The organism is Saccharomonospora sp. CUA-673 (genome assembly GCF_001942305.1).
Taxonomy (GTDB): domain Bacteria; phylum Actinomycetota; class Actinomycetes; order Mycobacteriales; family Pseudonocardiaceae; genus Prauserella.
This window is the reverse complement of sequence record NZ_MKKE01000063.1, coordinates 1-12442: the sequence shown is the minus strand read 5'-3', so window position 1 is coordinate 12442 and position 12442 is coordinate 1. Positions and strand designations below refer to the sequence as shown.

At 67.3% G+C, this 12442-nt stretch carries 11 protein-coding genes and 2 pseudogenes; 12 read left to right on the top strand and 1 reads right to left on the bottom strand.

Annotated elements, in window-relative coordinates; genetic code table 11:
* Positions 1 to 94 precede the first annotated feature (94 nt).
* Positions 95 to 370 (bottom strand): helix-turn-helix transcriptional regulator, encoded by a 276-nt coding sequence (locus BJF85_RS22240; RefSeq protein ID WP_075849976.1) that lies wholly within the window; start codon positions 368 to 370, stop codon positions 95 to 97.
* 851 nt (positions 371 to 1221) lie between these two features.
* On the opposite strand from BJF85_RS22240, the gene BJF85_RS29185 reads away from it, so the two are divergent.
* From BJF85_RS29185 to cas6e, 12 genes and pseudogenes are all read left to right on the top strand, one after another.
* Entirely contained in the window at positions 1222 to 1647 is a 426-nt protein-coding gene (locus BJF85_RS29185; protein WP_222844633.1) for a hypothetical protein, read from the top strand.
* A gap of 230 nt (positions 1648 to 1877) precedes the next feature.
* Entirely contained in the window at positions 1878 to 2483 is a 606-nt protein-coding gene (locus BJF85_RS22235) for an ABC transporter ATP-binding protein (protein WP_255375849.1), read from the top strand.
* 259 nt (positions 2484 to 2742) lie between these two features.
* Positions 2743 to 3747, top strand: coding sequence for a hypothetical protein (locus tag BJF85_RS22230; protein ID WP_139320792.1), 1005 nt, complete (start codon positions 2743 to 2745; stop codon positions 3745 to 3747).
* Positions 3744 to 4352, top strand: a complete 609-nt coding sequence (locus BJF85_RS22225) for a hypothetical protein (RefSeq protein WP_075849974.1) — start codon at positions 3744 to 3746, stop codon at positions 4350 to 4352. Before BJF85_RS22230 ends, BJF85_RS22225 begins: the two co-directional genes overlap by 4 nt.
* Positions 4353 to 4955: 603 nt before the next feature.
* Positions 4956 to 5494: pseudogene (locus tag BJF85_RS22220) on the top strand (CRISPR-associated endonuclease Cas3''); the annotation flags it as partial.
* Positions 5495 to 5521: 27 nt separating this feature from the next.
* Positions 5522 to 7459, top strand: coding sequence for a CRISPR-associated helicase Cas3' (cas3, locus tag BJF85_RS22215; protein ID WP_369822267.1), 1938 nt, complete (start codon positions 5522 to 5524; stop codon positions 7457 to 7459).
* Positions 7456 to 9036, top strand: a complete 1581-nt coding sequence (gene casA, locus BJF85_RS22210; protein ID WP_075849971.1) for a type I-E CRISPR-associated protein Cse1/CasA — start codon at positions 7456 to 7458, stop codon at positions 9034 to 9036. The genes cas3 and casA overlap by 4 nt, the downstream gene beginning before the upstream one ends.
* 32 nt (positions 9037 to 9068) lie before the next feature.
* Positions 9069 to 9629: a type I-E CRISPR-associated protein Cse2/CasB gene (casB, locus tag BJF85_RS22205; protein WP_255375850.1), complete on the top strand. Its 561-nt coding sequence runs from the start codon at positions 9069 to 9071 to the stop codon at positions 9627 to 9629.
* Positions 9629 to 10318, top strand: a pseudogene (locus tag BJF85_RS22200) (type I-E CRISPR-associated protein Cas7/Cse4/CasC); the annotation flags it as partial. The gene casB and the pseudogene BJF85_RS22200, both read left to right, overlap by 1 nt.
* 65 nt (positions 10319 to 10383) lie before the next feature.
* A complete protein-coding gene (locus BJF85_RS22195; RefSeq protein ID WP_075849968.1) occupies positions 10384 to 10860 on the top strand; it encodes a type I-E CRISPR-associated protein Cas7/Cse4/CasC in 477 nt (158 codons plus the stop codon).
* Positions 10860 to 11624, top strand: a complete 765-nt coding sequence (cas5e, locus tag BJF85_RS22190) for a type I-E CRISPR-associated protein Cas5/CasD (protein ID WP_075849967.1) — start codon at positions 10860 to 10862, stop codon at positions 11622 to 11624. Before BJF85_RS22195 ends, cas5e begins: the two co-directional genes overlap by 1 nt.
* 3 nt (positions 11625 to 11627) lie before the next feature.
* Positions 11628 to 12260 carry a type I-E CRISPR-associated protein Cas6/Cse3/CasE gene (gene cas6e / locus BJF85_RS22185; protein ID WP_075849966.1) on the top strand — a complete coding sequence of 211 codons (633 nt, stop codon included), beginning with the start codon at positions 11628 to 11630 and terminating at the stop codon, positions 12258 to 12260.
* Positions 12261 to 12442 lie beyond the last annotated feature (182 nt).

The window sequence follows — 12442 nt, the reverse complement described above, 5'->3', positions numbered from 1 at the left end:
CGCTCGGCGGCCAACCCCCGACCACCTTCCGCGAGCAGTGGATCACCAACCAACCCGCACTCTCATAACCACTGGACCACCAAACGGGGCCCAGTCAGGCTGGCGCCGCCGGTAGCTGCATAGGCCGGCTACGAGGGCGATCGCTGCTGTCTTGCTCGCGGGCGAGCCGGATCAGCTCACCGCCGGCATCCAGGATGTCGTCTATTTCGCCGACCAATGCGGGCGCCAAGCGTCGTTCGCCGTGCAAGATCTTCGAGAGATAGCTCGCGCTGTAGGTCGTCTTCTCCGCCAGGTCGGCCAGTGACATGCCGTGCCAGCGCCGGAGTCTGTGCACCGCTGCCGCGAATGCATTGAGAGCCCTCGTTGACATGTGCGTCCCCCTCTGTCCTCACGCCACGCGCGCACCGGACAACGCGTGACCTTGCTGCCTGCCCGGTAGGCAGGCCATATGCGGTGAGGGGACCGGGCCGCGAAATCCCGACGGGCGCCGAAACACCGCGGCAGACGATTGTGTGGTTATCGGGCCAGGCCTCTCCCCCACGCGCCCGCTTGCACCGCGGATGCGGGGCGACCCTTGCCCTGGCCGACCGTGCCAGCTCTCCGACTGGTTGCGATGCAGATACGCAACGCGTGCCGTTCCCCCCAGAACCCAGGTGCGTGCCCGGATACCCTTGGGTACCGAGGCTTCACTGCGAGAGGCAACCAGTTACTCCATTAATGCCCCATTCGCGCGAATGACCCCAGGTCAAATACTCACAGTATTAGGTAGTTCTACTCGCCTCACCCTGAGCATATGCACCATGGGGATTGCTGGACCTTACCGACAGGCCCGACGAACCGGCAGCTAGGTAGGCGAGTCCGGACACTATCTCGCACCGAGAACATGGCAACCCCAGCCTCGTAACCTGCTAAACCTGCAGGCGTTTTCACTCATTCGTGTTGTTGATAGGAGAACACGTTGCCACCGGATGCGCGCATGCGCTTAAAGTACGCAGGCCTGGGGAGGCGCTACGCGCATCATGTAACAGCTCACGGACCGATGCGCTCTCCGCGCAAGAAGCATCGGACCGGCTTTGTCTCGTGGCTAGGCACACACATACCTAAACGCGAACGACAACGACGCACGTCGCGATGCAGCCTTGAACTCATTCCTGGAAAGGCCACGTGGAACTCATTTGCACCACCAACACTCACATCTCATCTCAAGGAAAGAGAGAACTGATGAATACGGTAAAGAAGGCGGCCGCAGCGTCTGTGTTGACCCTCAGCACGGCTGGCATGAGCCTGCTGGCCGTCACGTCTCCGGCCTGGGCAAACCCCACCAATCCTGGCGACGGCGGTGCGCCACGAGCGAGGTGCACGGTGCACGCGTGGGATCCCACTCAGAGCGGAAACACGTTGACCGGCCGAGCTGGGACGAACTGTCACCGCGGCAAAACCGTGGGAGGGACGCTGTACATCGACTACAATAATTGGCCAGACAGCGATGTCGCCAACGGCGCGACCTCAGCACCGGGGTACTACGACGTGAAAGCCGAATGCGGGGCGAGGAATGCATATTACCTTGAGGGCGTGGTCAGTTACATCAACAATGACGGATGGCGTGCATGGGCGACGCATGAATCCGGGCATCCCACGTTGTGCTGATCGCCTCATGGCGTGACGTTTGGGTTCCGTGCACGCGTGTGGACGGGCTTTCGGTACAGTCCGTCCACACGCGTTACCATATTCTTCGAGGGGGTTCTCATGGTCGAGGTTCGATTAGATTCTGTCAGTTTTCGCTACGGCCGCAAGAAGGTGCTGCGCGATGTCACCTGGTGCATCACCCCGGGGTGACCGGCCTACTGGGGGAAAATGGAGCGGGAAAGTCGACGCTCATGTCCATTCTCGTCGGCATGCGCCGCCCGCTATCTGGTCACGTGTCACTGGGAGGATCGTCCGAGACACCTCGGGTGGGCTTCGTACCGCAGCGTTTCACCACGCCGGGCGAGATGCGGTTGATCGACACCATCAGCTATGCGGCGTGGCTCAACGGCGTGGACCGGCGCGCGACCGCACCGGCGGCTCAGCGCGCATTGGAAGCCGTTGACCTCGGCGACCGGTCCCATGAGCGGGTGCGCACGCTCTCCGGCGGGCAGCGGCAACGCCTCGGGGTGGCAGCAGGTCTGGCCCACGACCCCGACGTGCTCGTGTTGGACGAACCCACGGTCGGGTTGGATCCCAGCCAGCGTCTGCGCGTGCGCGAAGTACTCGCCGCAGTCGGGGGCAAACGCACGGTGCTGTTGTCCACACATGTGTTGGAGGACGTGCAGTTCCTCTGTCATCGGGTCGGCGTCTTGGCTGGAGGAACCATCGCGTTCGACGGCACAGTCGATGAGCTCACCTCCGCGCTGGCCCGGCCCGAGCATCCCGGTGGCGGGCTGGAGTCGGCCCTCGAACGCGGCTATCGCACGTTCATGGACACCCTGGGAGATGACCGGTGATCCCGCGACGCCTGTTCTGGCCCTTGCATCCGCTGTATGTTCTGGCCCCTGCCGCTGCGGTACTGCTCGTTGCCCTGGTGGGGACCGGGCAAATGTGGTCGTGGCCGTATCTGCACTGGTCGTTGACCGACGCGCAATGGCACCAACAATTCCGGCTCGCCGGCCCCATGGCCGCAGCAGCCGCGACCTGTGGGCGACCCGGCTCAACCGATCGAGCCACGTGTGGGTCCAGCCCTACGCTTGCCGCCTGGGTGGCGCGGTGATCGCTCGTCATCTGGGCATGCTGACCGCTTGGTACGTCGGTGCCTATGCCGTGGGCATGTTGCCGCTGACCGTGCTGACGGCCCAGGCCGGTCCACCTGGCGGGCCCGACCTGCTGGTGATCGCATCCGGCCTCGTGGCGGTCGCCGCCGCGACGGCGCTCGGCTACGCGGTGGGTACCGTCACTGGGTCGACCGTTGCGGTTCCGCTGGTGGCGGTGGGCGCTTACCTGCTGGATGCCGTCGCCGTCTACGGCGCCAACGCGGCGGCACCGTACGTCCCGCAACTGAGCTACGAACCACTGCTCGGTGAGAGCGAACCGCTCACCCTCGCCTTGTTCCGGACCGTATTCTTCCTGACCGTCGCCACCGCATGCGCTGGCACGGCAGCGGCCTTCTTACGATGGAATGCCCGCGGGCGACGCGCACCGACACGCCACGCTGCCAGCGTGGCCGGGTGCCTCATGCCTGCGGTGATCGTGGGTGTCATCCCGGCGTTCGCCGCCACGCCCGCCACCTACGTCGCCGACCCTGCCCCGCAACGCTCGTGCCTGACCCAACGCGGCATCGAGTACTGCGTCCATGCCGGCCACGCTGCACGTCTCGATCAGCTCGTCGCTGCGTTCGACCCCGTCCTCGACCGATACGGCACCAAACCCGCCGCCATCACGAAGATCTGGGACCAGGGCTTACTTCCCAGCCATCCCATGGGCGGCCCCACGACCAACGGCACCCTGATCGCCCCACTCAAAGCCGACGGCAGCGTCGACACCCTCTCCTCCGGACTGACCGCCACACTGTTGGGCTTCCACTCCTGCCCTGCATCCGGACCGGCCGAGGACACATTCGCGGTCTACAGGGACCTGGAAACCTACTTGCGCACCGGACGCAACACAGGCGCCTTCGCAAACATGAACGAACGTCAAGTGAAGCAATGGATCCACACCCACCGCACCCGACTGGAAGGCTGCACCCTCACCGACAAGGACCTGCCCTCCACATGATCCGCATCATCCTCGCAACCAGGACCGCCCACCGGGCCCTCATGGCCACGGCTGCTCTGGCCGCGATCACCTACCTGGCCGGCACCTGGACCCTGCGAATCGACCTGTCGCCGGCCAGGCCGAACGAACTCGTGATCTCCGACCTGTGCGGCATCGCCTGCGCCACGGTCGTCGCCATCATCACCGGCCCGCGGCTCTGGGAATGGGAGCGCGCCGCTGGTGGACACCGCGCCCGCCTTGTCGCCACCACGACGGCTCTGGCCGGTGTTGCGCTACCGGTGTTGTGTGCAGCAGCCGTCATCCCCCACGTGGCCGGGCGAACCGACTGGCTGTTCGCCATCACCAACGTGCTGGCCCTCGCCGCCCTTATTCAACTCGCGGCCCCATTTGTCGGCCCGCTCTGGGCCAGCGCTCTGGCTGTCGTGACCTGGTACGGCTCAGGTCTGATCCAGAACCTGATCCCCGAAGCCATCACCTTCCTACCCATCACCGGATACCCCACCGCAGAACCACGAACTACCGCCGCGGGTCTACTCACCATTGCCGCGCTCGTGGTCCATGCGCGCACGTTGGGTTCCACGGCGCGACGACGGACCCACGTGTAGATCCCGCTCGCGCGGAACAGACACAATCCGATCCCACCGCCGGGGAACGTCCACGGTGGCGGCTGATCCCCGCCGGTGCGGGGCGGACCATCCGGCCATCGCCGCACCGATCGATGCCTGGGGCTGATCCCCACGGGTGCGGGGCGGACCTGCTGGCCGAGCGGCCGGTGTGCTTCTACGTCGGCTGATCCCCGCGGGTGCGGGGCGGACCTGCGAATGACCGTACAACACGGTCAACCCCCGGCTGATCCCCGCGGGTGCGGGGCGGACACTTCTTGACCTGGGCTCTCTGGGTTGTTTGGCATTTGGCATTCGGTTTGCCATGTCACGAGTGCCGGTTCCGTAGGCACCGCAGCTGGCACTGGTGGTCGTGTATCCCTGCGCCCTGGTGGATTTGGCCGACCGGGGCACTGGGCGATGAATCGTATCCAGCTTAGACACGGCTGATCCGAGCGTGGTGGCTCGGCGGAAGCCTGTCGGCTGTTCCAGACTAGCCGGCCACCCACGGGATCGCTGGGCATGTGTCGGAGCCTTCTGTTATGGTTCGCCTCACAACGAAGTGTCTTATCTGTATAAGCCTGCCTGGGGGGGTACTTGTTTGAGGTGTGGGCCAAAGAGCGCGGCTTGGGTGAGCCGTATCCGCTGGTGTGGCATCTGGTAGATGCGGCGGGTGCGGCGTCGGCGTTGTGGGACCGGCACATCGGGCCCGGTATGCGCCGGTGGCTGGCGCAGCGTCTTGATCTCGACGAGGAGATGACGAGGCGGCTGGTGGTGGAACTGGCGGGGCTGCACGACATAGGCAAAGCAACCGCGCCGTTTCAGCAGCAGTGGGATCAGTCGCAGCACGGGTACGTGCGCCATGATCGGGCGGCGGCGACCGTGCTGCCACTGTTGTTGGATCCCAGGTTGACGCGGGCTGGGTTGGCGGCGTCGGCGGCGTTCACGGCCGCGTTGGCCGTGGCGGGTCATCACGCTCATACCCGGTGTTGCGACGCCAGGACCCCGCACGTGCTGCCAGGTCAGATGTGTTTGGGGAGTCGGATGACTCCCGATGGCATGCGATTCGCGGGGAGGTCGTGACGGCGGTTCAGTCGGCGCTGGGAGGGTCGGCGCAGCTTCCTGACCGGGTGCCGGCCGAGGTCGTGCCGTTGCTGACCGGGGTCGTGATAATGGCGGATTGGCTGGCCTCGGACACGCAGTTCATCGTCGAGCAACAGCGAGACGCTCTTGTCGATCCGCAGCGCCGGTTCGCCGTGGCCCGCGACCGGATGCTCGACCGCGTTGAGAGCGCGGGGTTGTCGGCTCCGCAGATTCCGTCCGGAGCATCGGTGGCGGGAGCATGGGGTTTCGCACCGAACGCGCTGCAAACGTCGGTGGAGCGGGATTTCCGTCCGCACCGGGCGGGATTGGCGACGATCACAGCGCCTACGGGTGTGGGTAAGACCGAAGCTGGTTTGGTGGCGGCGACGCGGCTGGCGGAGGTGTCGGGACGGAGCGGGGTGTACGTGGCGTTGCCGACGCGTTCGACGGCTACCGAGGCGCGGCGGCGGTTGCGGGGCTTTCTGGACGGTGCCGGGGTGTCGGCGCCGGTGGCGTTGGCGCATGGCGATGCCGACCGCGTGTTACGTGATGCCGACGCGGCGGAGGCGTCGATGTGGTTGCAGCAGAATCGGCATCGTCCCGGGTTGGCGCCATGGTCGGCGGGAACGATCGACACGGTGCTGCGGGCGGTGTTGCGGGCCCAGTGGCAGCCGTTGCGGTTGACGGGCTTGGCGAACTCAGTGCTGCTCGTCGATGAGGTGCACTCGGTCGATCCGTACATGGCGGGGTTATTGGCTCGCCTGTTGGAGTGGTGCGGGTTCCTCGGTGTCCCGGTTGTGGCGATGTCGGCAACACTGCCCGCACACCTGCACGCGGCGTTGGAACGGGCCTATTTGTCCGGCGCGGGTGTCGACGGCGTCGGCGTACGGCGTCCGGTGTATCCGGGGTGGTCGTTCGTGGACACCGCTGGGAAGCGTGGCCTGCCCGGCGACCATGCGGTGGCGGAGATGGCGTCGTTGGGTGAGCGCACACTGAGGGTGCGCACGTCCGCGGAGTTCCCGGATGTGGCGTCGTGGGCGGTGGCGGGCGCGTCGGTCGTGGTGGTGTGCAACACCGTCGGTGAGGCCCAGCAGACGTATCGGCGGGTGCGTGACGCGGTTCCGCCGGCCATGCCGGTGACGCTGTTGCATGCTCGGATGCCGGCGTGGCAGCGCAGTGCCGCCACCGAGGATGTACTCACCCGTTTCGGTAAGGAGTCGGGGCCGGCCACCCGTGGCGGAGTGGTGGTCGCGACCCAGCTGGTGGAACAGGCTCTCGACCTGGACGCGGACGTGATGGTGAGCAGTCTTGCGCCGATGGCCCTGCTGCTGCAGCGGGCGGGCCGGCTGCATCGGCACGACCGGCCACGCCCGACGGGTCACGAGGTGCCGTGCTTGTGGATACATACGCCGGTGCCACAGCCGCCGGAGTGGGAGGCGGTCTACGACCGGTTCGAGCTCGAGACCACCGCGGCGTTGCTCGCTCAGCGCGAGAGCATTGACGTGCCCGGCGAGGTGGACGAGCTCGTGCAGCAGGTGCATCACCGCAGCCCCACGCTGCTCTCCGAGGCCGGCGCCGCAGCGCGACACAACAGAGCCGCCGAGGACCAGGCGACGGCCGAGACAGCGGCTATCCCGCGCCCCCGAATGGTCGATCAGCTGCACGAGCTGACCTCGCTGGAAACGCCGGAGGTCGCGTTGACCCGTCTCGGGGTGGATACCGACCTCGTCGTTCCCCGCCACACCGATGAGCACGGCTGCCAATGGCTGCGGCATGGGCCGCAGGAATGGATGCCCTGGCCCGAGGGCCGTCCGAAGAAGCGGGTGGTGCAGGACGCGCTGGTGGACGCGGCGCTCCCCGTCGCGGTGCAGCACGCGCGAATCCTCGGTGATCCGCCCTCGGCATGGTCGCGGTACGGGCCGCTGGCCTCAGCCCGAGTGTTGGATGTCGGTTCCGGGCGCGGTGGCCTGGACCTCGATGACGAGCTCGGCCTCGTCACCCCGACCGATGGGAAGGACACCCCGTGAGCTCGTTCGATGTGGCCCAGCAACCGTGGGTGGATGTCACCATGCTCGATGGCCGACCCGGGTCGTTCGGGATTCGCGAACTGTTGGCCTCGGCGCACAAGGTCGCCGATATCGGGGTGTCGCAGCCGATCGCTGAGGCGCCGGTGCGACGATTGCTGGAAACCATAGCCGCGCGCGTCACCGGGCTCGACGAGGCTCTTCCGGTTGTGGAGTGGAAGGCGCGACGCAGCGCGGTGCTTTCGACTGGGCAGTTCGATGTCGATGACTTGGATGAGTACCTGTCCGACTGGTGCTGGGATCTGTTCGATCCGGTGCGGCCCTGGATGCAGGACCCTCGACTGGCCGAGCAGGCCGAACGAGTGGGGGTGTCCAAATTGGACCCACAACGGCCCGGGGGTAACACGCCGGTGTGGTTCGTGCACACCTCGGCCAGCCACGCCCCCTCGATCCCCTCGGCGCAAGCGGTGCAGCTGTTGCTGTATCACCACGCGCACGGCAACGGCGGCACCGGCGGCACGCGCCGCGTCAGCGGCTACGCCGACCATCACATGGCCGACGCACCGCTACGCGGGGCGATCACCTACTACCCTCTCGGGCAGAATCTGTTCGAATCGCTGATCGCCGGCATGCCCCCGCCTCCACCCGATTCGCACCACGACAAGGCCACGATCGCCCGCGCGGACGACGTAGGCCGCGACGGTGCAGTCGACGCGGCTCCGTGGGAGACCGAGCTGCCTGCCGAGCGACCGACGGTCCTGCCGACGGTGACCTGGCCGGCGGACTTGCTGGTCGGTCGATCGCGGCACGCGCTGCTGCTCGTGCCCGACGACACCGGGTCCAATGTGGTCGACTGCTTCCTGACGTGGGCCTACAAGCTGCCCTCCGGGACCGATCGGCCGCTGACAGCACGGGACCCCCACGCCATGATGCAAGCTCGCAAATCCACCACGGGTGTGACGTGGTCGCTGGCACCCGCGCGAGGGGACCGAGCTGTGTGGCGTGATCTCGACGCGCTACTGGCCGACGGTGCGACCACCCAACGCCCGAGCGTGCTGGCACACGCGCCCGACGAGTTGCTCGACACGCTGCGTATCCGAGCCGTGGGCATCGCCCAGGAACGGGGCAAAGCCGTCGACCATGCGCGGGTTCGTTCCACCACACCGCCGGTGTTGGCGGCCCTGCCGGAACATGACCCGGACGCCGCCGACGGGGTAGCCGAGCTCACCGCCGCCGCCGCGGCCGTCGAGCAACAGGTGACCGGCGAGCTCGTCGCCGCCTGGAAACGCCTCCTCGGTGACAGGCCGAACAGCCCGAACCCCTGGACCGAGGTGTTCACCGCCCGCTACTGGGGCGCCGCCGAGGCCGAGTTCTGGCGCCGGTTCGAACAGCGCCAGTTCGACCAGCCCCGACGAGCGTTTCTCGCGGTGGCGTGGCCGTTGCTCGACGAGATCGCCGACGCCCGCCGCAGCAGTCCGGCCACGATCGGCGCGTTACAAACCGCCCGGACGAAGATCGCAGCCTGGATCGCCAAGCACGAACCCAGCGACACGAACACGACGACCGAGGGGGCAGCGTGAAACTCGACACCGCACAGAAATTCGTGGCCGACATGGTCGATGTGCTGGACAACCCGGCTGCGCGCACCGTGCTACGCCGGGGCGTCAACCTCGACGTCGCTCAGGTACCGACACGAATGCACGCCTACCTTATCCCCTGGACCGAACACGAGGCAGAAACCAGCCACCGAGCTCGGACCCTGTACATGATCGCCTCGCTGATGGCGATCGAGACCAAAACCACACAGCCACCACCGGCAAACCTGGGCGTGTCCTTGGCGACCGCCAGCGTCCGCAAGGTGCTGGCTGAGTCGACGACGCAACGCTTGTTGACCGTGCTGTGCCGGCAGCGGGAAAGCACCGTGCACCGCCACGTCGCCCGCACCGTCCGCATCCTCCGCTCCGAAGGCATCGGCGTGAACTGGGTCCGCCTCACCTGTGATGTCGACGCCTGGCCCTGGAGCGGCGACACCGTCGCCGCTCGCTGGGCCCGCGACTACTACCGCGCCACGCTGACCAATGCCGCACGCAAGCAGATCGACGCCCTCACCGACGTCCCGACTACTCATCCTGCCGACCCCGCGGCTGACTCCGCGGAGAAGGAGAACGCCTGATGTTCGTCACCATCCACGCCCTGCAGTCCCTGCCCTACAGCAACCTCAACCGCGACCGTGAAGGCGCGCCCAAAACCTGCGAGTACGGCGGCGTCGTCCGCGCTCGTGTCTCGTCACAGGCCTGGAAGCGCCCCATCCGCGATGCCATCGAAACCGAGTTGGGCGCGTCGACATGGCGCACCCGGCGTCTCGCGCCGAAGATCGCCGACCGACTCATCGCGGCCGGGTGGAACGGCGATGATGCCCGTCGCGCCGGGCGGGCCGTGCTCGACGCCGCCGCGGGCGCCGCCGCGAAGTCCGCGTCCAAGCAGGGAGGCCTGCGACCCGACCCCGACACCGACGAATCGAACATCATGCTCTGGGTCGCCGACGCCGCCCTCGACGAACTCGTCGCGCTCTGCGACAGCCAGCGCGAGGCGATCGCCGCGACGCCCCTTCCCACCCCCAAGAAGAGCGGAAGGAAGGCGACGAACCCCAGCGATAGCGAGCACGAGCAGCCCGACCGTGTCACCGTCCTCGACGGTGCCGCTGTACTCCCCGCGCTCGAAACCCGCAACCCTGTCATCTCGCTCCTGGGCCGGTTCGTCGCCGAGCTGCCCGGTAGCCAGGTCGACGGCGCCGTGCAGATGGCACACGCCATCTCCGTGAACGCGACCACCGACGAGGTCGACTTCTTCGCCACCGTCGACGACTATCTCGACGATGCTCCCGCGGTGCTGCGCACATCGGCGACGCCGAATACACCTCGGGCACCATGTACCGCTACGCCACGGTCAACATCGACCGGCTCGCGGCCAACCTCGGAACCGAGGACACGCCTGACCTCGACGGCGCACTGCAACTGGTCGACGTGTTCGCCCGCGCGTTCTGTCGCGAGCTACCCACCGGCAAGCAAAACGTGACCGCTGCCCACACCTGGCCCGATTTCGTCTACACCACCGTCACCGACCGGCCTCTGTCGCTGGTGACCGCGTTCGAGAAAGCCCTACGCCCCTCCAGCAACGGTTACCTCGAACGCGCTGTCGCACAGCTCGACCGCTACAACAAAGGCATGGTCGCCTTCACCGGCGAGCACCCCCACTGGCACGGCCACGCCATCTCCCCTGCCGCCGGCGCCGACGAACCCGCGAACCTCGGCGAACTGCACACCGGCATCAGCGACCTCGTCCGTGCAACCACGGACGCTGCCGCCGACACAGCCGCCGCGCGAGACACAGCAGGGGCGGCCTGATGCCCACCACCGACCTGCTGGTGCTGCACCTGGACGCACCATTGCAGTCCTATGCGACCTCCGGGTTATGGCAGCAACGCGCCACCGAACCCTGGCCGACTCGCACCGCATTGATCGGGCTCCTCGCCGCCGCCGGGGGAATCCCCCGCGGCGGCGACCTAGCCCCGTTGTCCGACACCCTCCACGTCACCATCCGCGTCGATAGGCCCGGGACACGCCGGACGGACTACCACACTGTCGGCGGCGGACGGCCCCGGGAACGGACGGCCATCACCTCCAACGAGACCTACCGCGCCCATGGCAAAGGCACCATCCAAAGCTGGCGCGAGTACCTCGCCGACGCGGCCTTCACCATCGCCCTCACCAGCATGGACGACCGGGCCTTCAGCCTCGACACCATCTCCGGCTGGCTCGCCGCACCACACTGGGCGCCGTACTGCGGACGCCGCGCGTTCCCCCTCACCAGTCCGCTCATCCTCAGCCGCACCACCGACGACCCGACCCGGCTGCTGCGCCACCTGCCCCTGCATCGCCGCAAGCCCAACGCCGGGGACAGCGTGCGGATCGAGTTCCTCGCCGACACCCCACCGCGCGACCGAGACACCGTCACCACCGTCGACACCGTCCGCCCCGCCGGGGCCACCGAGCTCTACCCCGTCCACACCAGCCACATCATGTACCGATGGTGGGAACACCTCCCCGCCACCGGCTGCGCCGGCTACAGCGACGAATGGCTCGACGCACTCGCACGGGAGACCACCTGACCCATGTTCGCCACCCCAACCCTCACCCAGATCGTGCTCAACCCCCGCAGTCGCGCCGCCGCGCGTGATGTCCGCAACGCCCACAAGCTGCATCAGACCGTGCTGTCGCTGACCTGCCCACCCGAACTCGGCGACAACGCCCGCCAAACCTCAGCGACCCTCCATCGGCTCGAAACCACCCGCGACAACCACGTCCTCCTGGTGCAATCACTCACCCACCCCGACCCCGACCGCCTCCCCAGTAACTACGGCGCGGTAGCCACCAAACCCATGGACAACCTCGTCGGACAACTCGACACCGGCGTCCGCGTGCGCTACCGCCTCCGCGCAACACCCGTGCGCTACAACGGCCACAAACCCATCATCCAACCAGGCGAGGACCCTCTCGACTGGTGGACACAACGCGCCCCGAGCCGCGGCCTCGAACTCCACACGACCCACATCACCCACACCGGCACCATCACCGGCCGCAAAAACCCCGACGCACCACGGATCGTGCACCGATACGCGCAATACGAAGGAACCGCCACCATCACCGACCGCGACACCCTGCTCCAAGCCATCACCCACGGCATCGGCCGAGGTCGCGCCTACGGCCTAGGACTCCTCTCCGTCGCCCTCCTCAAAACCGAATGAAAAATGCCGAACCGGTCCACAAACCCCCAGGTCAACAAGTATCCGCCCCGCACCCGCGGGGATCAGCCGGTGTCGAGTTCGTCGCGGGCCTCGGCCAGCGTCCGCCCCGCACCCGCGGGGATCAGCCCGAACCCATCAGCCTCACCGCGCTACGTCAGCGGTCCGCCCCGCACCCGCGGGGA